The organism is Tamlana carrageenivorans (assembly GCF_002893765.1).
Lineage (GTDB): Bacteria > Bacteroidota > Bacteroidia > Flavobacteriales > Flavobacteriaceae > Pseudotamlana > Pseudotamlana carrageenivorans.
In genome coordinates this window covers 3,278,280-3,304,617 of sequence record NZ_CP025938.1, presented here as the reverse complement: position 1 = coordinate 3,304,617, position 26,338 = coordinate 3,278,280, and the positions used below count along the sequence as shown (strand labels likewise).

Here is a 26,338-nt window from a genome sequence, read left to right as displayed (position 1 = left end):
AAAAATTCCTGTTTGTAGAAATTATTAACTAAAGGTCTTTAGTATGGTACGGTATTAAGCCTTCAATAGGTCTACGTTGAAAATTACCAACCTTAAAGCCCATTTCTTCTGCTACTTCTTTAATTTCATTTTGTGCAAAAAAGGCAATTGATCCAGCAAAATGCACGGGAACGGTTTTAAGCTCTTCTTCATATTGCATGATCATATTTTTAGCAAAGAGGCGAATACCATCTTTTATTAAATTAATGATGTATTCTGAATCTTTATTTAAAAACATAAATTCAGCAAAATTTGCTAAATAGGCATTAGCATTCGGTTGCTTATATACATTGTATTTAATGTAATCGGACTCAAGATTAAATTTGGTTTCAAAAGCGTGTTTCACAGTAACAGGCATATGATTAAAGTAATAATCTCTAATCAATTGTTTACCGTAGTAGTTTCCTGAAGCGTCATCCATTAAAATGTAACCTAAAGAATTTACACGTTGGTGCAATTTTTCACCGTCGTAATAACTACAATTAGAACCAGTACCCATAATACAAACTACAGCAGCTTCAGTTGGCGTATTAATTGTAGAATATACCGCAGCTAGAGTGTCTTCATTTACATCAATTTGTGCATTCACAAAAATTTCTTGTAATACTCCTTTTAATAAACGTTTCGGATTTTCGGTTCCGCAACCTGCTCCATAAAAAAATATATGGGTTACTTGATCTTTGTTCTTTTTTAGCTCTTTACTGCTTTTAATAATTTTAAACAGCTTCTTTTCGGGTAGTATGGCAGGATTGAGCCCTTTAGTACGAATTTTTTCAAACAATTGGTTTCCATTATTATCTACGGCAATCCAATCCGATTTAGTAGAACCACTATCAACAATTAAAATCATAAGTTTAGAGATAAAAAAACTCCACAGAATACTGTGCTTTATACACAATAACTCTGTGGAGTTATTATTAATATTTTAAAAAAATTATTTTACAGATGCGATATGTTGCGCTAAGTCAACTAATTTAGTTGAATAACCAAACTCGTTATCGTACCAAGATACTAATTTAAAGAAATTATCATTTAAAGCAATACTTGCTTCTGCATCAAAAACTGAAGTTAAAGTTTCAGAAACGAAGTCTTGAGAAACTACTGCTTCTTCAGTATATCCTAATACACCGTTTAACTCATTTTCAGAAGCTTTTTTGATTACCGCTTTAACTTCATCCCATGAAGCTCCTTTTTCAGTTCTTACTGTTAAATCTACTACAGAAACATCAGGAGTTGGAACTCTAAAAGCCATACCTGTTAATTTACCGTTTAATTCTGGAATTACTTTTCCTACAGCTTTTGCAGCTCCTGTAGAAGAAGGAATGATATTAGCAAGTGCAGATCTACCACCTCTCCAGTCTTTTCTAGAAGGACCATCAACAGTCATTTGAGTTGCTGTTGTAGCGTGAACAGTAGTCATTAAACCTTCAATAATACCGAAATTATCGTTAATAACTTTTGCGATTGGCGCTAAACAGTTTGTAGTACATGATGCGTTAGAAACGATAGTATGCTCTGAAGTAATTTTATCGTGGTTAACACCCATTACGAACATAGGAGCATCTGCAGATGGTGCAGAAATCGCAACTTTTTTAGCACCAGCAGTAATGTGAGCTTGAGCTTTGTCTAAAGTTGTGAAAATACCAGTACAGTCTAATACAACCTCTGCGCCTACAGCATCCCATTTTAAATCTTCTGGGTTACGTTCTGCTGTAATTCTAATTTCATTACCGTTTACTACTAGGTTTCCGTTGTTAATATCAACAGTACCATTGAATCGACCGTGTACAGAATCATATTTCAATAAGTAAGCTAAATGCTCAACATCTAATAAGTCATTAATACCTACTATTTGAATATCAGGTCTAGAAGCTGCTACTCTAAAAGCAATTCTACCTATTCTACCAAATCCGTTAATTCCAATTTTTAATTTTGACATAATCTTGTTTATAAATGTTAAGTGCTCATGATATCTGAGACACGCAATAATTCTAAATTTATTTTTGTTTTACCTTTAATAGCGCTATCTAATGGTGTTAATTCCATTTTATTGTTTTTAAGTCCTACCATATAGTTACTTTCACCATCTAACATGGCTTCAACCGCTTTAACGCCCATTCTACTGGCTAGAACACGATCGAAACAAGAAGGTGCACCTCCACGTTGCATATGACCAAGAACTGAAACTCTTACATCGTACCCTTCCATATTTTCGTCTACATAATCTTTAAGTTCAAAAATATTTTTTCCTATTTTATCCCCTTCAGCGACAATCACGATACTAGAAGTTTTTCCAGACTTTTTACTTTTGTTTAGAGACTCGACCAAACGTTCTAATCCTAAATCTTCTTCAGGAATTAAAATCTCTTCAGCGCCACCAGCAATACCACAATTTAATGCAATATGACCAACATCACGTCCCATAACTTCAATAAAAAATAATCGGTTATGCGAACTGGCTGTATCTCTAATTTTATCAATGGCATCGACAACGGTATTAAGCGCTGTATCGAAGCCTAAAGTATGTGAGGTTCCAAAAATATCATTATCGATAGTTCCCGGAATACCCATTACTGGGAAATTAAATTCTTGATTGAAAACAAGAGCCCCTGTAAACGATCCATCACCTCCAATAACCACAAGGCCATCAACGCCTTTCTCTTTTAGTTTTTTATAAGCTTCTTGACGTCCTTCTGCAGTTCTAAACTCTTTGGAGCGGGCCGATTTTAACATGGTACCCCCCTTGTTAATAATCCCCTTCACACTTCGAGCATCCAATACTACAAAATCGCCTTCAATAAGGCCTTCATATCCACGATAAACGCCGAGGCATTCTACATTATGGTATGCACATGTTCTCACGACAGCGCGTATAGCAGCATTCATTCCTGGAGAATCTCCTCCCGATGTTAAAACAGCTACTTTCTTAATTGTTTTAGGCATTCATTTTCTTGTTTAGTCGTGTAAAATTAATAAACATATATCATATTTCTATAACATAAATCATATTTTACCCTACATTTAAAACTACAACGTTTTAGTTAACAATAAAATAAAGGAATTTACAAATATTTATAAAAAAAAGCAGCTAATTACCTGATTCTTCTTTAATTGAAATATAATTAGGCAGTGCTTTTTCATTGTTTTTATCGGTTTGCTCTTGCTCTAAATCGTAGCCTTCTATAGGTTTTGATTTTCGTAAAATCTCATGAATGAGTTCTTTAAAGGTATCAAAATCTACGCTATAGGCCACTCCAATTCCTTGCGTGTATCCTATTTTCTCTCCAAAATTTCTAATACTGTTTTCGCGATTAAAAACATTAGCGGTTAAATTGCCATCTTCGTTTAACAAAAAAGCAATTTCTACATCGCCTGCTACTACCGATTGCGTGGCTCCACTACCACCTACAGGCACACCTACTTTACCATTAATAATAACACGATCGCTAATTTGAGTTTGCAGGGTTACACCAAAACGATCATCGGATTGATAATCGGGTCTGTTTTGTCCGGATTCATAATTTAAACCAATATTGAGTTTACTATCACTTCCTGTAAACAGTCCGTTAATGATACCATTAAGCCTTTCGGCAATGGTTCCAGAAAAATTAAGATCACTTAAACCGCTTGAAAAAGACGCTGTAGAGAGTAGATATAAGGCCTGATTTTGTTTGTCTTCATTAGACTGAAGTCTATAATTCAACTCCGATTTAACCGTTGAACTTACGTTAGGAAAATCGAAACTAAACTCGGGTTTGGGCTGTTCCAAATCACCCACCAGCGCAATATTAAGTTCTACTGGAATGCTTCTATTTATAGGGGTATCCAATAAAGGAGAAGGGTTTGCACGTGTTTTATATGTGGCTAACATATCGATTTGAGCTTTTAAAGGATCGCCTTCCCAAGCAATGGTACCACCTGGTTGTACTATAAATTCTTTTTGAACCAAACCTCTGTAAGCGAAATTATAAACCCCTTCAAACACCGAAAAATCACCCCACATTTTAAATTTTCCATTGGTATTAATTTCTACCAATAAACCACCTCGCCCGCGACCTTTTAAAGAGTGGCCGGTACTTTTATCTATGATGAGTTGTACTTCGGCATCTTCGGTAACATCTAAATCGAAATCGAGTTCTAGGCCTTTAATGTCATCAAAAACGATCTCGCCCCCTTGTTCTTTGGCCATTTTTTCTTCCTTGGTAATAAAATGCATGTAGGAGTTATCACCAAAAGATTCGGAATCGTTTAAAGGAATATTAAATACGGTTCCTTTTTTAGTTTCTCCTTCAACCGAGATCACTAATTGATCGGTGGGCCCTTCAATACTTGCTCGGCCGCCTAAAAACCCCATACCATAATATAGGGACTCTTCAGCTTCTTTCGTGTCTAAAACCAATAAGTTATCGGTTGTAATATCTAAGCCTAGATTCCATTTTGAAAAGTTTGTATGGCTAATTGTTCCACGAAGTCTTCCCTTGGATTGGTATTTTGTGTCGGTTAAATTGATGTTGTTAAACTGAAAAGTTTGATCGTTTAAAGTGACTGAGGAGTTATCCGCGAAAGCGTAATCTACATTTAAATAAGGCACCGCTAAACCTGCATTATCAAGCACTAAATCGCCATTAATTTCTGGTTTTTTTAGATTTCCAACCACATGAATTCTACCCGTTGCTTCACCGCGAATATTAGATAAAATGCCTTGTAGCAAAGCATTTAAAGGATGTAATCGAAATTTATCAAAATCTAAATTAACATCTATAAAAGTTTGTTTATTCTTCACATCTAAACCGCCTTGAGCATGAAAAGATTTGTCTAAATCGTTTTTAATAGAAGCATCAACGAGGTAATGTGTTAAGGATTGATTCCCCGTAATGCTAGCATCGAAGGATCCTAACTCAAATTCATTAATTTTCAAATGGTTTATTACAATTTCGGAGGTTGGAACATAGCTCCCATTTTTTTGAATAATTTCCAGATTACCATTAACTCGACCTTCAAACTTTAAACTATCTAATTCTGGAAGGACTTTATCGAGGTCAATATGAGTAAAATCTAACTTGATATCTTTTTGGGTTGAATCTTGAATAAATCCAGAAAGGTTAATGACTTCGTTATCGTGGTTCACTTTAAACTGGTCTACATGTAAATGCGCTAGTTTTTTATCGAAGATAATTTTATGGAATTTATCGTTCGTTTCATTGATATTCCATTTGTGATTTTTGATAGTAAAATCAGATTTTTTAAAACCAACAACCGACTCATTTTCGGCGTTAATGGTATGGTAAAAATTGAGATTATAGGTGTCATTGTTGCGTTTACCTCCCACAATTTCGGCGCGCATAAAAAGGGTATCATTCAAGGTTACATTTATCAAATTAAACTTAGATAAATTGTAATATTTGGTGTTTAAGCTATCGGCTTCAATATAGGTATCAAATAATGGGCTACCATTATCCATTTGCAACTCCACATTATTAACAAAATAATCATCGTAGTTTATTTTTGGCGACTTAAACATGAGTTTAAACTTGCTTTCATCACTCTCTACATGTCCGCGAATAAAGGTGTTTTTGGCTAACTTCACCTCAGGATAAAGAACTTCTACAATTTTATTATAAATCTTAAAATTAAAGTTTATATGCTGATTACCTTTAACCTTGTCTCGAGTATAATTTGAAAAAGCCGATCCAATAGCGTTTTTAAACAATTTTTGCAGGTCTCTAATTACAAAATGCCCAATTAAATCGCCTTGAATGATGTCTGGCGAGTTAAAAGACAGGTAACGCTCTTCCCCTTCAAACCTAGAAGTTAATTCAAACTTATCAAAAGCATAGGTGTCGTTTTCATTTTGATACACGGTATTTCTAAAAGTAATTTTACCATAGGCATCATCAATACTTCCGGCATTCATATTCATATTGACTTTACTTTTAAGTATAGAAATAGAATCGCGCTTAATAAAGTTTAGTGTTTTTAAATTGGCGTAATCGACAACGGCTTCAAAATCGTATTTTTTTACATGATCGGAAAAATCGATAAGCCCTAAAAAGTTCATTTGCAGATTAGGATCGTTTACCACAAGATTTCCGTCGAAAATATTATTCATTACATTTCCGGCAACTTTAATAGCTTTATAATTATAGTGGTTATATTCCAAATGAAAAACCTCACCTTTTACTTGGGTATCTACTTTTTCGGCAGTAAAACCCTTACCGTTAACATCAAAATTTAAAGAGCCTTTACCAACCTTAGAGGTATTTAAAAAGGAACCAAAATCGAATTCATTTAATATGATGTTACCTTGGTAAGCACCATTATCGATATCATTAATTTTGTCAATTACCAAGTTAGAGTCTACAAACCCGATATCGGTATTAATTTTAACATCGGCAACCACCTTTTTAGTAGTAATTTGCGTATTACCTTTAATACTAAATTTCCCTACACGACTTAAAGATGATGGTATGGAGCGTCCTAATATATTAGGAAGGAGATGTTTTAAATCGTAATAGGTTGAAGAGAGGCTTCGAAAATTACCATCCATATAAAAACTTTCCTTTTCTTTCGTGAACAAATTTTTAAAATGAATATCCCCATAAACATGTGTTCTACCGCTAGTGGACAGTCTTAAATCGGTCATTTGTAAATCATTCAAAGTACCGGAAAGCTTCACATCAAAAAGCGCATGAATATCATGCCCAAATTCATTATAAAAAGTGTTTAGTTCATCAATAAGTACATTAGAGTCTTTAAAAGAAGCCTCAATATTAACTTTATCGGTAAAAAATTGTAAATCCTCTCGTTTATAAATAAATTTCAAATCGCCATTTAAAACCGAATTTTCTGTTTTAACCTGAAGATCCGAGAAGGTCATATCGTTAAGCGTATAAGCAAAATTGGTCATTAAATTTTTAACCACTACACCTCTACTATCTTTAAAGGACAAGGTATTTACTCGCATACTAACATCGCTACCATTAATCAATAAATTGGTAGCATTGATATTTAAATCGTTAAAATAAAGCATTTTAGATGTTTCACGATTTTCGTCGGTTAAACTGAAAACCGAGTTGTAAATAGACACATCGCTAGAGGAAAATAGGAAATCGCTTTTAACCCGTTCGGGGTTATCACTTTCAAATTTATGAACAAAAACATCAAGATTTGTTTCGGTTTCTCCTTGGTATGTTTTTACATTGAAGTCTAAATCCTCAATATCGATATCTCCAAAAACTAAGTTACCGTATAATAAATTTCTAAAACTTAAAATAGAAGTATTCAATTCGTTAACACTAATTAAAGTGTCTTTTTTATAATCTTCAATATAAATCTTTTTAAGCTCAATATCCCCATTCAGCTGCATGCTAACTTGGTTAATATAAACCCTTGTTTTATACTCTTTGTTTAGACGCTTAGTAGCGTATTTACCTATTCGTGTTTGTACGTAAGGAATGGATAAAATAAGCAACAAGATGACAAAAAGCATTAATAAAATGCCTGCTATTTTAGATACTATTTTTAGAAATTTCTTAATCTTAAATTGGATTATTATTTAATTAAAATCAAACTACGTTTACTCTTTAAAAACTCCAAACCCCTATTAAATATTAAGCTATGGATATAAACTTATTAACGTTTTTAATAAAAAAATAATTGAGTAGTTTTGTGCCTGTGAATAAAACGCTTATTCGCTGTAAAATTAGTAATTATTATGCCTAATATAAATTAATGTCTTCAGAAAATATATATATACTAGGAATTGAGTCGTCTTGCGATGATACGGCGGCTTCAGTATTGGTTAACGGTAAAATTTTAAGCAACGTTGTTTCTAGCCAAAAAATACATGAAGAGTACGGTGGTGTCGTGCCAGAATTGGCCTCACGTGCTCATCAACAAAATATAGTTCCTGTAATACATCAAGCTCTAAAGAAAGCCAACATTACTAAAGAACAGTTGCATGCCATTGCTTTTACAAAAGGCCCTGGACTGATGGGTAGTTTATTGGTAGGGACTTCTTTTGCTAAATCCCTGGCTTATGGCTTAAATATTCCGCTTATTGATGTGAATCATATGCAAGGTCATATTTTAGCGCATTTTATTGATGAAGAAGGCTTTTACAAACCACCATTTCCGTTTTTAGCCATGACCATTTCTGGAGGGCACACCCAAATTGTTAAGGTTGAAAATTATTTTGATATGACCGTTATTGGCGAGACTATTGATGATGCCGTTGGTGAAGCTTTTGATAAAAGTGGTAAAATTCTAGGACTAGGTTATCCTGCAGGTCCTGAAATTGACAAGCGTGCCAAATTGGGAAACCCCAAAGCTTTTAAATTCTCGAAACCAAAAGTAGACGGACTAAACTTTAGTTTTTCGGGGTTAAAAACAGCCATTCTGTATTTTATACAACGAGAAGTTAAGGCAAATCCTAATTTTATAGAAGAAAATCTTAATGACATATGCGCTTCCATCCAATACACCATTATTGGCATTTTAATTGACAAGTTGAAATTGGCCTCTAAAGAAACTGGCATAAAACACATTGCTATTGGTGGCGGTGTTTCGGCAAATTCTGGTATCCGACAAGCCTTAAAAGACGGCGAGAAAAAATTTGGGTGGACCACCTATATCCCCAAATTTGAATTCACTACAGACAATGGTGCTATGATTGCGATCGTTGGTTATTTAAAATATCTTGAAAAGGATTTTGCCAAGCAAGATGTTGTTGCCTCGGCGCGATTAAAAATTTAATAGATAAAGCCCTTACGAAATAAACTAACCTTGCTCCAAAACCTATCGACATGATTAAAAAACTACTTAGTACACTAATATTTGTTAGTGTAGTCGCCTTACATGCACAGCCTTCTGTTCAAAAAGAATTGAAAAACATTAATAACCCCGAGCAAGCCGATGCCTTTATAAAATCGAATAAATCCACTAAAAATAAATTAATTACTTTTAACGAAGAAAAACACCAAACGGTACTAGCCAAATCGCTTTTTAAGAAAAACGTAGGCAGCACCGAAGTTGTAGATCGTGAGTTTGAAAAAACCTATTACAAAGTGATAAGTAAAACTACAAACACCTACAACCGCGTTTCGTACATCTATTTAGATGGCAGCAAATATAATATGGCCGATTTGAATACGCTTAGATCTAGAATAATGGCAAACTATAAAGATGGTGCGCCTTTTGATTTTTTAGCTAAACGCTATTCGATGGATGCAGGAGCCGAAAAAGGCGGAGACACAGGTTGGTTTACAAAAGGAAAACTAGATACCGCCTTAGAAAATAGCTTAACCAATAATAGCTATGCTTTAAATGACGTGTATACAGTAAATTTACCTGAAACCAATCGCTATTATGTGGTTTTAAAAACCCATGAACCTAAGGAAATTTCAGAATTACAAGTTTTAAAAATTACTGAAAAAAAGTAACATGCAACTTTTCTATAATCCAGAAATAAACGACCAAACGGCCCAAATATCGTTTGATAAAACGGAAAGCAAACACATTGTAAAAGTGTTGCGTAAAACCACTGGCGACACCTTACACATTACTAATGGTAAAGGTTGGCTGTTTATTGCTGAGATTACTATGCCCAACATTAATAAATGCATGGCCAATATTATTTCTAAAACCCAACAAAAAAAGCGCGATTTTAATTTGCATTTGGCTGTAGCACCTACGAAAATGAACGATCGTTACGAATGGTTTCTAGAAAAGGCTACCGAAATAGGCATAGAACGTATTACACCCATTATTTGCGATCATAGCGAACGCAAAGTGGTTAAAAACGACCGCTTTGAACGCATTTTACAATCGGCTATGAAGCAGTCTTTAAGCTGTTTTATGCCTACATTAAGTCCTCCTATTCACTTTAAAGATTTTATAAATGAATCGTTTTCGGGAGACCGCTTTATTGCTCACTGCGAGGAAAGTGATAAAAAATCATTAAAACAAAAGCTAAAACCTAATCAAGATATTACTATATTAATAGGTCCTGAAGGCGATTTTTCATCTAAAGAAATTGCCTTAGCACTTAAAAACAATTTTATTCCAGTAACTTTGGGCGAAACACGGTTACGAACAGAAACAGCAGCTATTGCAGCTTGCCATTCTGTAGCTTTTATAAATGAATAAGTATACATGAGGGTTCTTTTTATTTTTAGTTTTTCATTATTTTCATTTGCACTTATAGCTCAGGATATAGCTGTTTTAAAATACAAAGGCGGTGGCGATTGGTACGGAAATCCTACTGCTTTACCAAACCTTATTGAGTATTGTAACCAACATATTCACACTAAAATAAACCCAAAACCACAAACTGTAGAAACCGGAAGTTTAGATATTTTTCAATACCCTTTTCTGCACATGACCGGTCATGGCAATGTATTTTTTGATGGAGCTGACGCCGAAAACCTAAAAAACTATCTGCTTTCTGGAGGTTTTTTACACATAGATGATAATTATGGCATGCAACCATACATCACTAAAGAATTAAAAAAAGTATTTCCAGATAAAGATTTGATTGAAATCCCATTGAATCACGAGATTTTTAAAGCGCCTTATAAATTCCCAAACGGCTTACCTAAAATTCATGAACACGATGGGCAGCGTCCGCAAGCCTTTGGCCTATTTCAAGACGACAGACTAATTTTACTGTTTACTTATGAAAGTGATTTAGGTGATGGTTGGGAAGATGAAGAGGTGCATAACGATCCTTTAGAGGTTCGTGAAAAGGCTCTTAAAATGGGTGCTAACATCATCAAGTATGTTTTTGATCACTAAACCCATGTCATGCAGTTAAATCATTATAATACCCATTTTAAAAAACGTCAATTTCCCATTACTTTGGTTTGCGATCATGTAACCAATGCCCCTAATATTGGAAGCTTATTTCGTATCGCCGATGCCTTTGGTGTTGAAAAAATAATTTTATGCGGACAAAATATTACTTTGGGAAGAAAAATGGCAAAAACCTCTAGAGCCACTGAAAAAGTGGTCCCTTATGAAATTTTAGAAGATACTGCAGCAGTGGTTGAAGGCTTAAAAAATGACAACTATCAAATAATTTCTATTGAAATTACCCAGAAAAGCCAGCCTATTCATCATTATAAATTTTCAGCAGAAAAACCTATAGCTTTTGTAATTGGTGATGAAAATTTTGGCGTTTCTGAAGCCGTTTTAAACGCTTCAAACGACGTTATTCATATCGATATGTTCGGGCAAAATAGTAGCATGAATGTTGTTCAGGCCACTAATATCGCCCTTTATGAAGCTACAAAACAATTACTCTAAGCCTGAGTTTCATTATTATTATACAATCAAAATTAAGTAAGTATTGAGTTTCAAGTTCGATATTTTTAAAAGATATCCAGCGATCTCGTAAAAACATGAGGCAGTAAATAAGTGTTTTATAAAGTTGTTTTTTATTCTTATTTTAATTGATTAGTTTTACTTACTTATCAAACTATTTAATTTGAATCAAAAAACCATTTCAAGCGGCATTGTAAGAGCAGTTCTAACCATCGCTAGTATTGCTTTAATCTTATTTTTTCTTTATAAAGTACGTTCTGTTATCGCTTATATTACAGTAGCGGCGGTAACTTCCTTAATTTGCAGACCATTTGTGCAGTTTTTAGAAAAAAAGTTAAAAATTGAAAAAAACATAGCCGTTATTATTACCATTTTCCTGGTATTAGGTATCATGATTGGTCTTGTTGGCTTGTTTGTTCCTTTGGTTTTAGAACAAGGTCATAACCTTTCGCTTCTAGATATTAATAAGCTTGAATCTAATATTAAACAAACATATTCCGATTTTATTTTAAATTTTAATTTGCATCAAAACGACCTAAGCGATTCTTTCAAGGGTATTAAATTTCTAGATAAACTAGATTTCTCCTTTATTCCACAAGTATTAAATTCTATAGTTAGTGGTTTAGGTAGCTTTAGTATAGCTGTGTTTTCGGTACTCTTTATCGCCTTTTTCTTCTTAAAAGACCGTGCTTTACTAGAAAATACCTTGCTCATTTTTGTACCAGAAAAAAGTGAGAATCAGTTTAAAAATTCTTTCTTAAAAATTAAAAATTTACTTTCTCGATATTTTGTCGGACTTATTTGTCAGATTTCCATTCTATTCATCATTTACATGACGGGGCTTTTAATCATTGGTATCCAAAATCCTTTTGTGATTGCATTTTTATGCGCTTTATTAAATTTAATACCTTATGTTGGTCCTTTTATTAGTGTAATTATTATGATGACACTAACCATGACCAGTAATATTGGACAGGAATTTATTTCATATATCTTACCAAAAACCTTTTGGGTATTTATTGTATTCATGATTGGGCAACTTATCGATAATTTTGTGAGTCAGCCTATTATATTTTCAAAAAGTGTGAAATCACATCCTCTTGAAATTTTTCTTATCATTTTAGTAACTGGTATTTTGTTTGGTGTTATTGGTTTAATTATTGCCATTCCTGCTTACACGGCCATTAAAGTTATCTTGAAAGAGTATTTATCGGAAAATAGAATCGTAAAAAAATTCACCGAAAACATTTAATTTTCAAATTGAATAGCACGATTTTAAATACTGAAATTCAGCATTTCATTGCTAAAAATTTAAACACGGATATCGCTTCCCTTTTACTTAAAGGACTACCATTTGAGCATATACCACCCCAAGAGGTAGTTGAGCAAATTGAAGCCAAAAACCGTTGTAAAAACAAACTTCCAACTTGGTTTAATACTGAAAACATTTACTATCCAAACAAATTAAACATCGAGCAAACCTCTTCGGAGATCACTGCCAAATATAAATCGGAGCTCATTACTGGAACACGTATTATTGATTTAACGGGTGGTTTTGGGGTAGATTGTTTCTACTTTTCTAAACGTTTTGAAGAAGTTATACACTGTGACATCAACCCAAAACTCTCCGACATTGTCGATCATAATTTTAAAGCCCTAGATGTAAAAAACAGCCAGACTTTTGCTGGTGATGGCTTGGAATATTTAAAAGAGACTGATAAAACATTTGACTGGATTTACATCGATCCGTCACGGCGTCACGACAGCAAGGGCAAAGTCTTTTTTTTAAACGATTGTTTACCAAATGTTCCAGAACATTTAAACCTGCTTTTTAAGCACAGTAAAAACATTCTCATTAAAACCTCGCCGTTATTAGATTTTTCGGTTGGAATAGGCGAATTAAAACAGGTTAAAAAAATTATTGTTGTATCGGTTAACAACGAGGTCAAAGAGCTACTATGGATATTAGAAGCCGATTTTAAAGAGGATATCGCCATTAAAACGGTTAATATAAAAAAGCATGAAACCGAAAGTTTTTCCTTTTATTTAAATGAAGAAAAAACGGCTAAGGCGACATTTAGTGATCCCCAAACTTATCTTTACGAACCTAATAGTTCCATATTAAAATCAGGCGCCTTTCAAAGTATTTCTGAAAAATTGCAATTAGACAAACTGCATCCTAACGCACATTTATACACGAGTACAACCTTAGTTGATTTTCCTGGAAGACGTTTTAAAATTGAAAGTTGTATCGCTTACAATAAAAAAGCGCTAAAGCAGTTGGCCAACACTAAAGCCAATATTACAACGCGTAACTTTCCTGAAAGCGTTCAGCAAATTCGTAAAAAGTTTAAAATTAAAGATGGTGGTGATAAGTATTTATTCTTCACCTCCAATTTTGATAATGAAAAGCTTGTTTTAGTTTGTTCTAGGGTATAAATGATGTAAGATTAAACGGTTTCGTTTATAATTTCATTGCCGAAACATCCACAGGATGCTTTATGCTGCAGCTGAAAGACAGCAAATTTACATGGAATTTCAGGTAGAAAATTCGGCAGCAATGCATTATAACCTTTATTGCCATATCGTTGTTTTTTCTGTTAAATTAAATTCCGTGGTATTTTCCTTTTTTTGATTTTGGGTAAGGTCATTGAGAGCTTTAGTCGGCAAAATTTCTCAATTCCGTTTGAGTGAGCGGTTCCGAAACCTGCTAAATCCCACATAAAGTTTAGTTTTTAATTTAATTCAGTTCATTTAAATAATTTTGTCAATTTTAGCCCATATTTAAACATTAAAAATATTGGAACTAAAATTAATGAGTAAAAAGCAATAATAAGAATTGACCAATTCAGTCCAGCTTTTCCAGTAATAAACTCTTTAAATTTCGACCAAGCAATTGGGTTAATTGCAAGTCTATGTACTATGCATATTGTCAATAAAAATGCAATTATTAAAAATACTGCTCCGATAACCTTTTTTGTCATAGTTATTATTTCAGTTTTACAAGCCTGAGTGAGTTTCTCAATATTGGTTGAAACAACCAATTAGCTATTAGTTATATGATTTTGTGGTGTCGTATTTTTTATTCATTAAACTCTTTTGGATATTCAACTATGCCATTTACTCCATCGAGGCCATTGTCAATCAATTCAATTACCATACAATTCTCTTTCGGAACTTCAAACGGTAATTCTATGCCATACTTATCAGCTTGTTCATAACCGAATCTTGGATAGTAATTTTCGTGTCCAAGTAGAACGATTGATTTATATCCTAATTCTTTAGCTTTTTTATGAACTTCGACTATCAATTTTCCACCAATTCCTTTTCCTTGAAATTCAGGTAAGACAGAGACAGGTGCTAAAGCCAATGAGTCAAATTCGTTCGATTTGTTTTTAATCTTAAGTTTTGTCAACAGAATATGTCCAACAATTTTGTTTTCGGTTTCGGCTACCATTGAAAGTTCGGGAACAAAAGCATCTGAATTTCTCAATCGTTCCACTAAAAATTGTTCCTTGTGGTCGCTCATTTGTTCATTTTCAAATGCCTTTTCTATAAGGTTAAAGACTGTTTTAAAGTCTTCTGGATTTTCTTTTCTTATCGTTAATCTCATTTACTTTTTAGGTTTCTTCTGCGTTCCTAATATATGCACCACAACGGTTTTGAAGTGTCTACCTTTGTTGTGACGGTTTTATATAGAGTATAAACTATATTTGAATTATGGGAAAAAAATATGACAACGAGTTTAAATCGATGATATTAGATTTATCAAAATCTGGTATACGAACAAAACAACTGAGTGAAGAATATGGAGTTCATACAAGTGTTATTAATAGATGGAAACAAGAGTATGATTTAAAAGGAGGAGATTTTTCTAAAAATGAACCTAAATCCAAAGAACATCAAGAACTTATAGCATTAAAAAAGGAATTAAGAGATGTTAAAATGGAACGTGACATCTTAAAAAAGGCGGTGAGCATCTTTTCCAAGAGCGACAGATAAGGTATAACTTCATTTTATCAAACAAAAATACTTATCCTGTCGAAAAGATGTGCAAATGCATGAAGGTTAGTAAAAATGCTTATTACCATTGGCTTAAAACCAAAGACACCTTAAAGGTTAATTCCTCTAAATCATTTTTAAAAGACAGAATCGAAGCTATATTTGACAATAGTAAACAGATTTATGGTAGCTATCGAATTCAAAAACAACTTGAACGAGAAAAGCTTTTTTATTCCCGTTCATATGTGGGGTTACTTATGAAAGAAATGGGACTAAGAAGTGTATTGAATAAAAAATTTGTGGTAACTACGGATTCAAATCATTCTCTAAAAACAGCTAAAAATGAATTAGACAGGGATTTTACCAGTTTTTCTTTAGGCTACAAATTAGTCTCTGACATTACGTATATAAGAGTTAATCAACAATGGAACTATTTAACCACGATAATGGATTTGGCTGATAGAAAAATAATAGGCTGGTCTTTAAGTGAAGATATGACTACTGAGAATACGGTTTTAAAGGCCTGGGTTGATGCTAGAAGAAACAGAGTGATAAACCAGCAGTGTATTTTTCATTCGGACAGGGGTGTGCAATATGCATCCAACAGAATCACAAATATGTTCTTTTTTAATCAAAAAGTGATACAAAGCATGAGTAGAAAGGGAAATTGCTGGGATAATGCTGTAGCTGAAAGTTTTTTTAAAACCATTAAATATGAGTGGATTAATAGATTTAAGTATACGTCTTATAATCAATTATACAAATCTATTGATCAATATTTAAACTGGTATAACACTCAAAGATTACATTCTAGTTTAGGATACATGACGCCTCTTGAAAAAGAATTACAATTAAAAGGATTTATTAACAAAGCTGCTTAGTATAAAATAGTACCAAATTTATTAGGTAGTCCAGTTTTGTATAAGATTAGTTGCGTGTTTGAGCAACTAATTTAGAAAATACAAACCGAATAGAATATTCCTCAGGATTTTCGTAAGCAAGTTCGACCTAGCCATTAATTATACATCTTGTTGTAAAACGTATTTTTATACTTCGATTGAAATATTGACTTTGCCACCAAGACCTTTCTCAACAATATCAAATAGAGTTTTTAAAGTCAAATTACTTCCATTATTTTCTACACGAGAAATATAAGTTCGTTTTTTATCAATCAGTAAACCAAGCTGTTCTTGAGTAAGATTTTTTTCTTCACGAGCGTTTCTTAAAAGTAAGCCAATTTTGAATGATTCAAAATCTCTTTCAAGTTCATCTCTACGTTCCGTTCCTTTTTTTCCGTAAACGTTATCTTTTATTTCTTTCCAACTTTTAGTTTCCATTTTCTTTGTTTTTTTCTTCGTAATACTCTTTCATTAATCGAACAGCTTTATCGATTTCTTTTTTAGGGGTTTTCTGCGTCTTTTTAGTAAATCCGTTTAGGAGTATGACTAATTTACCTTTATCGAAGAAGCAAAAAACTCGCCAAATATTCGAACCTAACTTAATTCGAGCTTCAAATAATCCCTTATGAGTTTTCATTGGTGCCAAATACGTTTTCGGCACGTGCTGATAAGTTTCGATTATTTCAATGACCTTAAATATTTTGTCTTGAATCTTTACTGGTTGAGCAAGTAGAAACTCCTCGAAATAATTTTTATACTGTATTACTTGCCTAACTTTTTCCATTACTACAAAAGTAACTTAAAAGTTACTATTTTCAAAAATTTTAAGTTGATTTTGAGTTCTAGAAGCGCTGCATTCAAGGTTCTAACGCAACAAACGTTGCTTTTTTTTGTATGAGTCTAAGCTACAATTTTTAGTTCTTTTATCATAACTTCATTAGGGGTTTTAAATCCAATAATTTTACGAGGTCTATTGTTTAATTTTTCTTGAATTTCGATGAATGTATTTAAGTCAATTTTGTTAAAATCTGTTCCTTTTGGGAGGTACCTTCTGATGAGTCCGTTAGTGTTTTCATTGGTACCTCTTTCCCAAGAAGAATAGGGGTGTGCAAAGTAAATTTTCATACCTGTTTTCTTGGTAATTGTTTCGTGTCTTGCCATTTCAATTCCATTATCGTAGGTCATAGATTTTTTGAATATGGGATCTAGTTTGTTAAGTTCTTTAGAAAACATTTTAGCAATTTCCTTAGAGTTCCTGGCTTTTAGTTTGATAATTAATGTATATCTAGATTTGCGTTCTACGATAGTTCCAATAGCCGATTTTTGATCCTTCCCAATCATTAAATCTCCTTTCCAGTGTCCGATTTCATTTCTTAGGTTAATATGCTCGGGCCTTAGGTCTATACTGACTTGGTTTAATATTTTAGATCCTGTTCTGCGTCTTTTTTTAGAGGGTCTACGTCTTGTTTTTTTGCGTACGAGGAGTTTAATTAGTTTTTTATTTAAACTAGCTTGAGGCTTTGCATATATGTACCTATAAATTGATTCGTGAGAAATAGACATTATAGGATCATTTGGGAATTCTTCTTTTAGTCTTCCAGCAATTTGTTCAGGAGTCCATTGTGATAATAAGCCCCTATAGACATAAATTCGAAGTCTAGGGTACTTAGATATTTTATCAATATTTCTTTTGTTTAGGTAATCATCTTTGGCGCACCAATGAGCTAGTTCTGCTGAGTATTTATCTCTATCTGTTTGCACCCATTTATTAACTTCTCTTGTAACCGTAGATCGAGCTCTGTTAATGGTTATAGCGATGTATGATTTATTCTTTTTTTCAGTTAAAAGAGTCTCAATCTGTATTCTTTATTCTTTCTTTAAGGGTAAGTCTACCTGTTTTTTTTCGTACCATAATTACAAATCTATTAATTTAGATTTGTTGCGTTAAGTTCTTGAATACGGAAGCATTTTTGGATATGTTTTACAACGGTCTCGGCTATGATTAGTACGGGAATAAAAAAGAAATTAACTTCCGATTAAACACTTAGCCAAAACTTTTTATTTTGTTTTATATTTTTTGTTCTAAAGCCAAATCAAAAGATTTGGCGGACATTACAAAAACATACTAAAATTTAGGTTAAGCATCTAACCCCGTATTAATTATAGCCATTGTTGTGAGCTGGCTTTATTTGTTTTTAATTCAGTTTCTACTTTTTTCTCAATTTCTTTTTGCTTGAAATCAAACCAATTTTGTCTAAAATTTGATTGGTCTACTTTACTTTTAAAATTCTGAAATGGCTTTTTGTTTTCCAATACTTTTCCCAATTCTGCCTTAAGATTTTGGTCAGTTAATTGTTGTGCAAATAATTCCATAATTTTAATTGACTCAAAGCTTTCCAAAACAGCGAATTTTATAAAATCTGTTGTGTTATTTTCTATGCTTTTAAAATCCTGTTCAAAAGATTTTTTAAAGTCATCTTGGTCTGATACATAAGAAATCCCTGGAATAGATATAATTTCACTTGTTTTCACATTAAAATAGCAGTCGAATCCACAATCCAATTCCTGCGCAATATTTTTGATGATATTTTGTTTCAGATTATCCAAAAAAACAACCGTGTTTATCTTCTTTAATTACGTTAACTATTTTTTCCAAGTGTGTTGATTTTGGAAAAGGGTCATAAATTTCCCATTTCCCACTTGCTCGCATCCAATATAAATTCCATTCCTTTCTGGACTTATAAAATCTGATTTTAGCAAATTCAATATTTTCTATTTCTTCTGGATTGTTCCAAAAAGGTCTAATTTCATAAAGAATTACAACTTTTCCATCATAAGAATACCCAAAATCCAACTTTTTGCGGATTTCATTATCTTCAGGCCGTAATGATTCTATATATTTTTTTATTGTAGATTCATTTATATCGATTGCAGTATTTTTCATTTATTTCGGTTCTTTTTTCAATTTCTGACTAATGTAAAAATATGATCCTGAAATTCAGTAGCTTATAAATGTTCGATTTTCTCATATTTATTAAAATTCTTAGAGGCAATTTACTCAATTTTTCGTTAGCCAACGTACCAAGGAATTTTTGGGTTTCTATGAGGGATTGCTCACAACTATTAAATATCAAACATAAAATATTTTTATCACGTTAGCCTATAAGTATTTAAGCAATTTCATTTTTAGAACTAAGATAGATCACACTTTTAAGTAAAATAGCGCTTCAAGCCCTTTAACCCCCTACGCTTTCTCCTTCGGATTATACATCACAATAACCTGAACAATAATGGCTAGAAAAACCAAGATATAAATTTCAATATCTGTAAATAATTCAACAGTATCAACGGCTTTTTTACTTATAGCCATTTGTCGACGCCCTTCTCGTAATTGGATTTTAGATAAGTCATTCAGGTTTGCCTTCACCTTTGAAAACTTATGAACTATATTTGATTTATAATTCAAATTTGACTGCAATGCCTTTAGGTCGTAATTATAAAGTACTTCAAAATTTGATTTTAAGTCTTCAAACACTATAGCTTCTTGGGGCGTTAGTTTTGTTTGCTCAAACCTTGAAATTAAAGCTTTTAAATCGGCGTTAAATGTTGAGCTTTCAGTATTCAAAAACGTCGAATCAGATAAAGCAACTGCTAATTCCTTTTCATGCAACAGCTTCTGCATATCAAATATTAAATCGTTGGCTATGATTCTGTCTTCATAAATCGTAGATACAGCATCTCTTACTCTAACAAAATTATTCCTATCAATTAAGTTTGTGGTAATTATGATTACAAACACCATCAATATGCCAAGCACCCATTTCAGTTTATCGAATAATGTCATTACCTATAATATTTAGTTGGTTAAGTATCAATTAGGGGTACAATGTTTTAACAGATACGTTATGCCCGCAAAATTCTAACAGCAACTAAAACACAAAAATCTAAACTATTTTAAACGAGCCTACCACGTGATGGTTTTAGCTTCCTAAATCATAACAGCCAACTGGCAACGAATAATTAATCATTTACATCGTTTTTTCAAACTTATAAATCTGATCCAATACCGACAAGGCTTGACGATGCATTTGGGTGCCAAGAAACTTATTTTTACTCTTTACATGAATTTCAAAATAAACATCAGCTCTTATCGATTGTATCAAGCGAACACTTAAGCAACCCGATGGAAAATATACTTTTAATCCGTTAGAATCATCTTGTAAATACAATTCAAACTCGCCACTCATCCAGTTTAAAAACCTGTGATACATGGAAACATTTGGAACTACGGCAATTTTTGAAGCCTCCAAATAGAGGGTTTCGTCTTTCAGTTTATTATGAGATAACATCGATTTTTATTCTAATTTAAATGAGATGTGCACTTTTTAGGGTACGACTTAAATTTTCCAGTTCTAACTGTGATTTTCGTGCGTAATGAAGAAAACACCTGGTTATAATACCACTTCTCGACTTTGCTCGAAGACCGTATTATTTAAACTGTTTTTGGCTTGTTTACAGCCACTAGCTACAAGCTAGCAGGAGCAAAAACAGGATACGCTTATCATACAAAAGGCTGTTATGCATCGTTTAAAAACAGGGTGTTCGAGCGGAGTCGAGAACCAAAAACCTTCATCGTTTTATATTTTACCAAGCCTAACTACGAAACCTTAAAGCGTACTCGCTTTCGCATGCTTTTCAATAATATTTTCGATAGGACTTTTTACAATCATCCCTACTTCTATCCCCCTTCCTCTCAAGCCCTCTTTAATATAATCCTGCGCATAGAAGGCAATAGAACCTACAAAGTGAATGGGGACCTGTTTTAGGGTTTCTCGGTATCGTAACACATGATTTTCTACAAATGCATCCATACCTTTTTTAAGTATATTTTGAATAAACGGATGGTTTTCATGTTTGAACAAAAAAGGTGCGAAAGCTGCTAAATATTTATTAGGACGTGCCGATTTGTACAAGCCTTTTATCACGTCTTTTTCTTTCAATTTATAATCTACCGAAAACGCCTGTCTCAAATCACTTGGCATGGTTTCGTAATAGTAAGCACGAAGTAATGCTTTACCAAAATAGTTTCCACTCGCTTCATCCATAAGTAAATACCCCATAGAAGGTGCTTTCATATGAATATTTTTACCATCAAAATAACAACAGTTTGAACCTGTACCTAAAATGCAAACTACCGCCGGTTCTGTTGTCGTGGCCATAATGGCTGCCATGGTATCTTCATTAGAATATGCTATGGCATTAGGGAAGAAATCGGATAAAATGGCATTCACTTTTTTCTGATTTCTTTTTGTACCACAACCAGCCCCAAAAAACTTAACATCGGTAACCGCATGCTTAATTTTATTAAGTTCTGTACTTTTAGAAATGATTTTTTGAAACTGTTTTTTCGTCAAAATCGCAGGGTTTAACCCTTTGGTTTTAATGCGAACTGGTTTTGTATCATCATCGGAACATAAAATCCAATCGCATTTTGTAGAACCGCTATCTGCAATTAACACCATAACTTATCTGTTTAAATAGTTTGTTTCACAATAGTTTACAAGCTCATTTAATGACGGTGTTATTACCAGCTCTACATCTACCACAGGTTCTCTCAGTAAAATCAATGTATTTTTAATGATTTGAACATTTTCTTTGGATATTTTTTTCTTTCGGATAGCATCCTGCAACAATTGAGACACTAAGGATAGATTTTTAGACAAAGGTTCTAAAGAACTTATTTTCGGATTTTGCTGAAGCTGACTAAAAGCATTATGATTTTCCGACCACTTTTTTAAATCGTTTAGCACCACTTCAGACGTTCCTGAAGCTATAAAGTTAGCAGTGGCTTTTTTGAAATACCAAGCGTCCAAAGCATCGGCCACACAAGCATCGGCAAATAAGTTAAATGGTGAAAAAGTTTTATACTCCATACCATCCTTATTTCTAGCATAAATTTCTAATGGCTCGCAAATATTAGATAAGACTAATAAAGAAGAAATCTCCTGATTATTGGTCATACCCCTCAAAATCACCGAACGGTTTTTTATGTGGCTTATACCCAATTCCTCTAATTGATGGGATACGACTGCTAAACGTTTTCTCATATTATCAAGGTTATTTATGTTTTTATCAGACCAAAAGCGTTCTGCAATAGCAGCTGTTCTTGGCCAAATTCTAGAATCGATAGTTATAGATGTTACTAATTCACTCCACATGGTGGCTTCACCTCCCAAAATGCGGTCGCGTTCTTTGTCTGTTAAAACCACATCGCCAATAGGTTCAATGCTATAATGGTAATCTACAGACTGCATTCTATCGATGTAAAATCCGTTAGACAATACCGTTTGATATCCTTTTTTGGCTGCTTCAATCAAAGTACCTCCTTTTGATAAGCCTTCATTTTCGCCACGCCATGAGTGAATCACAGCGGTTGTAGGCATATCGGGCGTCATAATTTCATCCCACCCCATAAGCTTTTTACCTTGTTTTTTCAATATATTTTCAAGCTTTACATTGAAAAAAGTTTGCAAATCATGGTTGGTTTTTAAGCCGTGTTTCTTTTTAAATTTTGCAATGTCTTTGTTTTCATCCCAATGTTTCCCTTCATTTTCATCGCCTCCAATATGGAAATATTCATCTGGAAATAACGGTGTGAGTTCTGCAAATAAATTTTCTAAAAAAGTATACGTGATATCTTTTGTAGGATTTAGTGTCGGATCGAACACCCCTGAAAAACGTTCAATACTATAATCGTAATCATCTTTACTTCCCAGTTCCGGATAGGCCGTTAAAAAAGCTGTAGCATGTCCAGGCACATCAATTTCTGGTATCACACGAATACCTAATCTATCCGCGTAAGCGACAACATCTTTAATTTGTTCATGGGTATAAAACAAGCCATCGGAAGCTAATTCATGTAATTTCGGATAGGTTTTCGATTCAAAACGAATGCCTTGATCGTCGGTTAAATGCCAATGGAAAACATTCAGTTTCATAGAGGCCATGGCATCCAAATGACGTTTTAACACATTTATAGGTTGAAAATGCCTTGAAACATCAATCATTAATCCGCGCCATACAAACCGAGGCGCATCGGAAATTGCTACGCCTGGAATAAAATATTCCGTGCTATTACAGTCTATTAATTGTAACAACGTTGCTAGTCCGCGTATCGCTCCAACATCTGTTTTTGCTGAAATTTTAATGCTTGAACTCTGAACATTAATCGTGTAAGATTCGTCGTTTTTTATATCGAGTTTAGAAACCTCATCAAAGTGAATTTGAATCATTCCTTTATTATTTTCTAATGGAAAGCCCTCCTCTAAAAAGGTGCCTGTTCTTAGGGTTAAACGTCTTAAAAACTGAGTAGCAGCATAGTGCACGCGATCAGACTTCTTTACACCCACCGAAATGGTTAAGCTGCTGTCTATTACAAATTTAGATTGAAGCTCTTTTATCGCCTTTGGCCAAGGCATTATATTGTACTTTTCAGCTAAAGGGTTTTGTGCAAAACCCATAGTGCTAGATAGTACAATAGCTAGTATAATTAGTAAGTATTTTTTCATTCTTGATTGCTTTAAGCCTGAAAACAAAAATTATTAGGAAGTTTTTAGTTTGATTTAACCTTAATATACTTCTCTGTAATCATCCTATTTATTCCTGCTTCTTTAATGTGTTCCAGCCCTGTTTAAATTAGGGTATCTCCTTTAAATTGAACTTTAAAAGAGAAACTGTGGTCTTTTAAATGTTTAGCCGATGTATAGCTTAACACTTCTTGGTAGTCATCGCCATTTAATAAATAAGTACCTCCGCCGCCATAGAAATTCTCGTCATTATTGAGGTCTTGATTGAAAAAAGCAAAATGCGAATCGTTAATTATTTTTATAAACTCGGTGTGACTTAAATCTTTCACCATGGTTGAATCATTCTCAATAATTTTAGCATAAACCATTTTCCATGTTCCTGAAATATCGTTAGCAGATCGGTTCTTTTTACAATTGAAAAAAGTAAATGCCAAAATTATAAAGATTGATCTCTTCAACTTCTTAAAAATGATATCGTTTAAAGGCTTCTATAGCCGCATACTCCGACAAGCCTAAATCGTTATACTTTTTGGCTGTTAGGTGGTTTCTATCTTCAGCTCTAACCCAAAACTCTCTAGAATCGCCTCCTTGAAACATCACGCCGTCCTTTTGTGATTGGTGATAAAATATCGCGTGACGTTTTCTTAAAACCTGATCTGGACTCATTGGCACAGCCATTTCAATTTGAAACGATTCCCACTCATGCCATGCACCACGGTATAACCATACCCAGCAATCCTTCATATAAGATTCTGTTTTTAATATTTTTAGTGATTCAAACAAAGCATCTAAACACACTTTATGTGTACCATGCGGATCGGCTAAATCGCCTGCAGCATAAATTTGATGTGGTTTTATGGTCGAAATGATATCGCACATAATATCGATATCCTCCTGAGAAATGTTATTTTTCTTTATGGTGCCTGTTTCGTAGAAAGGTAAATCAAGAAAATGCACATTAGCATCTTCTAAACCAAAATATCGCGTAGCTCCTAAAGATTCACTACGTCTTATTAAGCCTTTCAACTTACGAACTTCTACAGAATCGATATCATGGTCGGTTTTGTTTTTAAGAAAGCTAATAATGGCTTCGGTTTCTTCACATTCTGGACAAAGTGATTGGGTGATTTCGGCAAATTTCAAGGCTTCTTCATCGGAAACCGCAATATTACCAGAGGTTTGATAAGCGACGTGAACCTCATGCCCCTGTTCTACGAGCCTATCAAAAGTACCACCCATGGATATCACATCATCATCGGGATGCGGACTAAAAATAATTACACGCTTTTTGGGAATGGTAGCACGCTCTGGTCTATTGGTATCATCAGCATTTGGTTTACCTCCTGGCCAACCTGTAATAGTATGCTGTAGTTTATTAAACATTTTGATGTTTAAATCGTAGGCCGTACCTTCTTCGGTAAGTAAACCAGACATACCATTATTGTTATAATCTTTATCGGTTAACTTTAAAAATGGTTTTTCGGTTAGCTCGCTAAGCCAAACTACGGCTTTAAGTTTTAAATTGTCGTTCCATACACAGTTGGTTACTAACCAAGGGGTTTTAACTCTGGTTAATTCTGAGGCCGCAGCTTCATCAATAATGAAGGTTGTATTTTCATGATTTTGAAGATACGTTGCCGGCACTTCTGGGGTTATTTCACCTTCAATAGTTTCTTTCAGAATTTCAGCTTTATTCCCTCCCCAGCCTAATAATACAATACGTTTGGCACTTAAAACAGTACCAATACCCATAGTTATGGCTTTTCTTGGCACATTTTCAATGCCTAAAAAAGCAGGAGCGGCATCAACACGAGTAATATGATCTAACGTGATACTACGGGTGCTGGAATTGTAATGCGATCCTGGCTCATTAAAACCAATATGACCTGTCCTACCGATACCTAGCAACTGAAAATCTAAACCTCCAACAGCCTTGATTTTCATCTCATAATCGATACAGTATTGATATAAATCTTCCGAGCTCACAGAACCATCTGGAATGTTTATGTGTTCTTCTAAAATGTCAATATGATTAAACAGATGCTCATGCATGAAATAAAAGTAACTCTGGATGTTACCTTTATCCATTGGTAAATATTCATCGAGATTGAAGGTGATTACATTTGCAAAGCTTAAACCTTCCTCTCTATGCATACGTACAAGTTCTTCATAAACTTTTATTGGTGAAGACCCTGTCGCTAAACCTAACACACATGGTTTATTTTGATTTTCCTTATCTCTAATTAAAGCCGCTATTTCTTGAGCCACTAATATTGAAGCCACAGTAGAGTCTTGGAAAATAACATTGTGTATTTTCTCAAAGCGTGTTTCTTCAAACATACCAGCCTTGGTGTGGGCTATACTTTTTTGATTTGCAATTTTCACGATATACTTGTATTTCTATTAAATAACTTTTATTAAAACAAACGGAAAACCGAAATTCTCCGCTTGCTTATTATCAACAAACTAAACTAACTGTTTAATCAACCT

General features: G+C 33.6%; 24 protein-coding genes. 8 read left to right on the top strand and 16 right to left on the bottom strand.

Going from position 1 to position 26,338, the window contains the following annotated elements:
- Window positions 1-28: 28 nt before the first annotated feature.
- The 4 genes from C1A40_RS14535 to C1A40_RS14520 all read right to left on the bottom strand — a co-directional run bounded on the left by C1A40_RS14535 (window position 29) and on the right by C1A40_RS14520 (window position 7,405).
- The gene (locus tag C1A40_RS14535; RefSeq protein WP_102996521.1) at window positions 29-889 is read right to left on the bottom strand and encodes a BadF/BadG/BcrA/BcrD ATPase family protein; all 861 of its coding nucleotides are present in this window, start codon (window positions 887-889) and stop codon (window positions 29-31) included.
- Between the two features lie 84 nt (window positions 890-973).
- Window positions 974-1,978: a type I glyceraldehyde-3-phosphate dehydrogenase gene (gene gap, locus C1A40_RS14530; RefSeq protein WP_102996520.1), complete on the bottom strand. Its 1,005-nt coding sequence runs from the start codon at window positions 1,976-1,978 to the stop codon at window positions 974-976.
- A gap of 17 nt (window positions 1,979-1,995) precedes the next feature.
- Window positions 1,996-2,982: a 6-phosphofructokinase gene (gene pfkA / locus C1A40_RS14525; RefSeq protein ID WP_102996519.1), complete on the bottom strand. Its 987-nt coding sequence runs from the start codon at window positions 2,980-2,982 to the stop codon at window positions 1,996-1,998.
- Window positions 2,983-3,127: 145 nt separating this feature from the next.
- On the bottom strand, window positions 3,128-7,405 hold the full coding sequence (locus C1A40_RS14520) for a translocation/assembly module TamB domain-containing protein (protein WP_241910430.1): 4,278 nt from the start codon (window positions 7,403-7,405) through the stop codon (window positions 3,128-3,130).
- A gap of 365 nt (window positions 7,406-7,770) precedes the next feature.
- Between C1A40_RS14520 and tsaD the strand changes: the two genes are divergently transcribed.
- From tsaD to C1A40_RS14485, 7 genes are all read left to right on the top strand, one after another.
- Window positions 7,771-8,793, top strand: coding sequence for a tRNA (adenosine(37)-N6)-threonylcarbamoyltransferase complex transferase subunit TsaD (gene tsaD / locus C1A40_RS14515; RefSeq protein WP_102996517.1), 1,023 nt, complete (start codon window positions 7,771-7,773; stop codon window positions 8,791-8,793).
- 50 nt (window positions 8,794-8,843) lie between these two features.
- Entirely contained in the window at window positions 8,844-9,479 is a 636-nt protein-coding gene (locus C1A40_RS14510) for a peptidylprolyl isomerase (protein WP_102996516.1), read from the top strand.
- A gap of 1 nt (window position 9,480) precedes the next feature.
- Entirely contained in the window at window positions 9,481-10,185 is a 705-nt protein-coding gene (locus C1A40_RS14505) for a 16S rRNA (uracil(1498)-N(3))-methyltransferase (RefSeq protein ID WP_102996515.1), read from the top strand.
- A gap of 6 nt (window positions 10,186-10,191) precedes the next feature.
- The gene (locus C1A40_RS14500) at window positions 10,192-10,833 is read left to right on the top strand and encodes a DUF4159 domain-containing protein (protein ID WP_102996514.1); all 642 of its coding nucleotides are present in this window, start codon (window positions 10,192-10,194) and stop codon (window positions 10,831-10,833) included.
- A gap of 9 nt (window positions 10,834-10,842) precedes the next feature.
- On the top strand, window positions 10,843-11,343 hold the full coding sequence (locus tag C1A40_RS14495) for a TrmH family RNA methyltransferase (RefSeq protein ID WP_102996513.1): 501 nt from the start codon (window positions 10,843-10,845) through the stop codon (window positions 11,341-11,343).
- 181 nt (window positions 11,344-11,524) lie between these two features.
- Window positions 11,525-12,613 carry an AI-2E family transporter gene (locus C1A40_RS14490; protein ID WP_102996512.1) on the top strand — a complete coding sequence of 363 codons (1,089 nt, stop codon included), beginning with the start codon at window positions 11,525-11,527 and terminating at the stop codon, window positions 12,611-12,613.
- Between the two features lie 8 nt (window positions 12,614-12,621).
- Window positions 12,622-13,800, top strand: coding sequence for a class I SAM-dependent methyltransferase (locus tag C1A40_RS14485; protein WP_102996511.1), 1,179 nt, complete (start codon window positions 12,622-12,624; stop codon window positions 13,798-13,800).
- 643 nt (window positions 13,801-14,443) lie between these two features.
- Here C1A40_RS14485 and C1A40_RS14475 read toward each other — a convergent pair.
- Window positions 14,444-14,974 carry a GNAT family N-acetyltransferase gene (locus C1A40_RS14475; protein ID WP_102996509.1) on the bottom strand — a complete coding sequence of 177 codons (531 nt, stop codon included), beginning with the start codon at window positions 14,972-14,974 and terminating at the stop codon, window positions 14,444-14,446.
- Between the two features lie 107 nt (window positions 14,975-15,081).
- Here C1A40_RS14475 and C1A40_RS14470 point away from each other — a divergent pair.
- Window positions 15,082-16,244 (top strand): IS3 family transposase gene (locus tag C1A40_RS14470; protein WP_102996469.1). Its coding sequence is split into 2 segments (ribosomal slippage): window positions 15,082-15,319 and window positions 15,319-16,244, totalling 1,164 coding nucleotides; the frame shifts between segments, so codons are not numbered across the junction.
- Between the two features lie 165 nt (window positions 16,245-16,409).
- Here C1A40_RS14470 and C1A40_RS14465 read toward each other — a convergent pair.
- The 11 genes from C1A40_RS14465 to nagB form a co-directional block, all read right to left on the bottom strand.
- Entirely contained in the window at window positions 16,410-16,700 is a 291-nt protein-coding gene (locus C1A40_RS14465; protein WP_102996508.1) for a helix-turn-helix domain-containing protein, read from the bottom strand.
- A complete protein-coding gene (locus C1A40_RS14460; protein WP_102996507.1) occupies window positions 16,690-17,046 on the bottom strand; it encodes a type II toxin-antitoxin system RelE/ParE family toxin in 357 nt (118 codons plus the stop codon). Before C1A40_RS14460 ends, C1A40_RS14465 begins: the two co-directional genes overlap by 11 nt.
- Before the next feature lie 116 nt (window positions 17,047-17,162).
- Entirely contained in the window at window positions 17,163-18,125 is a 963-nt protein-coding gene (locus C1A40_RS14455) for an IS30 family transposase (protein WP_422395607.1), read from the bottom strand.
- 297 nt (window positions 18,126-18,422) lie between these two features.
- Window positions 18,423-18,869, bottom strand: coding sequence for a UPF0158 family protein (locus C1A40_RS14450; protein ID WP_102996506.1), 447 nt, complete (start codon window positions 18,867-18,869; stop codon window positions 18,423-18,425).
- Window positions 18,862-19,206 (bottom strand): DUF3024 domain-containing protein, encoded by a 345-nt coding sequence (locus C1A40_RS14445; protein ID WP_068605345.1) that lies wholly within the window; start codon window positions 19,204-19,206, stop codon window positions 18,862-18,864. Before C1A40_RS14445 ends, C1A40_RS14450 begins: the two co-directional genes overlap by 8 nt.
- A 300-nt stretch (window positions 19,207-19,506) precedes the next feature.
- Window positions 19,507-20,106: an MCP four helix bundle domain-containing protein gene (locus C1A40_RS14440; protein ID WP_102996505.1), complete on the bottom strand. Its 600-nt coding sequence runs from the start codon at window positions 20,104-20,106 to the stop codon at window positions 19,507-19,509.
- A 184-nt stretch (window positions 20,107-20,290) separates the two neighbouring features.
- Window positions 20,291-20,611 (bottom strand): hypothetical protein, encoded by a 321-nt coding sequence (locus C1A40_RS14435; RefSeq protein WP_102996504.1) that lies wholly within the window; start codon window positions 20,609-20,611, stop codon window positions 20,291-20,293.
- 318 nt (window positions 20,612-20,929) lie between these two features.
- The gene (locus C1A40_RS14430) at window positions 20,930-21,784 is read right to left on the bottom strand and encodes an N-acetylglucosamine kinase (RefSeq protein ID WP_102996503.1); all 855 of its coding nucleotides are present in this window, start codon (window positions 21,782-21,784) and stop codon (window positions 20,930-20,932) included.
- Between the two features lie 3 nt (window positions 21,785-21,787).
- The gene (locus C1A40_RS14425; protein ID WP_102996502.1) at window positions 21,788-23,830 is read right to left on the bottom strand and encodes a beta-N-acetylhexosaminidase; all 2,043 of its coding nucleotides are present in this window, start codon (window positions 23,828-23,830) and stop codon (window positions 21,788-21,790) included.
- 122 nt (window positions 23,831-23,952) lie between these two features.
- Window positions 23,953-24,282 carry a hypothetical protein gene (locus tag C1A40_RS14420; RefSeq protein WP_102996501.1) on the bottom strand — a complete coding sequence of 110 codons (330 nt, stop codon included), beginning with the start codon at window positions 24,280-24,282 and terminating at the stop codon, window positions 23,953-23,955.
- 28 nt (window positions 24,283-24,310) lie between these two features.
- Complete coding sequence (nagB, locus tag C1A40_RS14415; protein WP_241910543.1) at window positions 24,311-26,188, bottom strand: glucosamine-6-phosphate deaminase; 1,878 nt, start codon at window positions 26,186-26,188, stop codon at window positions 24,311-24,313.
- Window positions 26,189-26,338: the final 150 nt, after the last annotated feature.

Bases quoted from the DNA above. Each gene is read 5' to 3' on its own strand.
- C1A40_RS14535 (WP_102996521.1), bottom strand. From the start codon at position 889: ATGATTTTAATTGTTGATAGTGGTTCTACTAAATCGGATTGGATTGCC.
- gap (WP_102996520.1), bottom strand. From the start codon at position 1,978: ATGTCAAAATTAAAAATTGGAATTAACGGATTTGGTAGAATAGGTAGA.
- pfkA (WP_102996519.1), bottom strand. From the start codon at position 2,982: ATGCCTAAAACAATTAAGAAAGTAGCTGTTTTAACATCGGGAGGAGAT.
- C1A40_RS14520 (WP_241910430.1), bottom strand. From the start codon at position 7,405: ATGCAGCTGAATGGGGATATTGAGCTTAAAAAGATTTATATTGAAGAT.
- tsaD (WP_102996517.1), top strand. From the start codon at position 7,771: ATGTCTTCAGAAAATATATATATACTAGGAATTGAGTCGTCTTGCGAT.
- C1A40_RS14510 (WP_102996516.1), top strand. From the start codon at position 8,844: ATGATTAAAAAACTACTTAGTACACTAATATTTGTTAGTGTAGTCGCC.
- C1A40_RS14505 (WP_102996515.1), top strand. From the start codon at position 9,481: ATGCAACTTTTCTATAATCCAGAAATAAACGACCAAACGGCCCAAATA.
- C1A40_RS14500 (WP_102996514.1), top strand. From the start codon at position 10,192: ATGAGGGTTCTTTTTATTTTTAGTTTTTCATTATTTTCATTTGCACTT.
- C1A40_RS14495 (WP_102996513.1), top strand. From the start codon at position 10,843: ATGCAGTTAAATCATTATAATACCCATTTTAAAAAACGTCAATTTCCC.
- C1A40_RS14475 (WP_102996509.1), bottom strand. From the start codon at position 14,974: ATGAGATTAACGATAAGAAAAGAAAATCCAGAAGACTTTAAAACAGTC.
- C1A40_RS14465 (WP_102996508.1), bottom strand. From the start codon at position 16,700: ATGGAAACTAAAAGTTGGAAAGAAATAAAAGATAACGTTTACGGAAAA.
- C1A40_RS14460 (WP_102996507.1), bottom strand. From the start codon at position 17,046: ATGGAAAAAGTTAGGCAAGTAATACAGTATAAAAATTATTTCGAGGAG.
- C1A40_RS14445 (WP_068605345.1), bottom strand. From the start codon at position 19,206: ATGAAAAATACTGCAATCGATATAAATGAATCTACAATAAAAAAATAT.
- C1A40_RS14440 (WP_102996505.1), bottom strand. From the start codon at position 20,106: ATGACATTATTCGATAAACTGAAATGGGTGCTTGGCATATTGATGGTG.
- C1A40_RS14435 (WP_102996504.1), bottom strand. From the start codon at position 20,611: ATGTTATCTCATAATAAACTGAAAGACGAAACCCTCTATTTGGAGGCT.
- C1A40_RS14430 (WP_102996503.1), bottom strand. From the start codon at position 21,784: ATGGTGTTAATTGCAGATAGCGGTTCTACAAAATGCGATTGGATTTTA.
- C1A40_RS14425 (WP_102996502.1), bottom strand. From the start codon at position 23,830: ATGAAAAAATACTTACTAATTATACTAGCTATTGTACTATCTAGCACT.
- nagB (WP_241910543.1), bottom strand. From the start codon at position 26,188: ATGTTTGAAGAAACACGCTTTGAGAAAATACACAATGTTATTTTCCAA.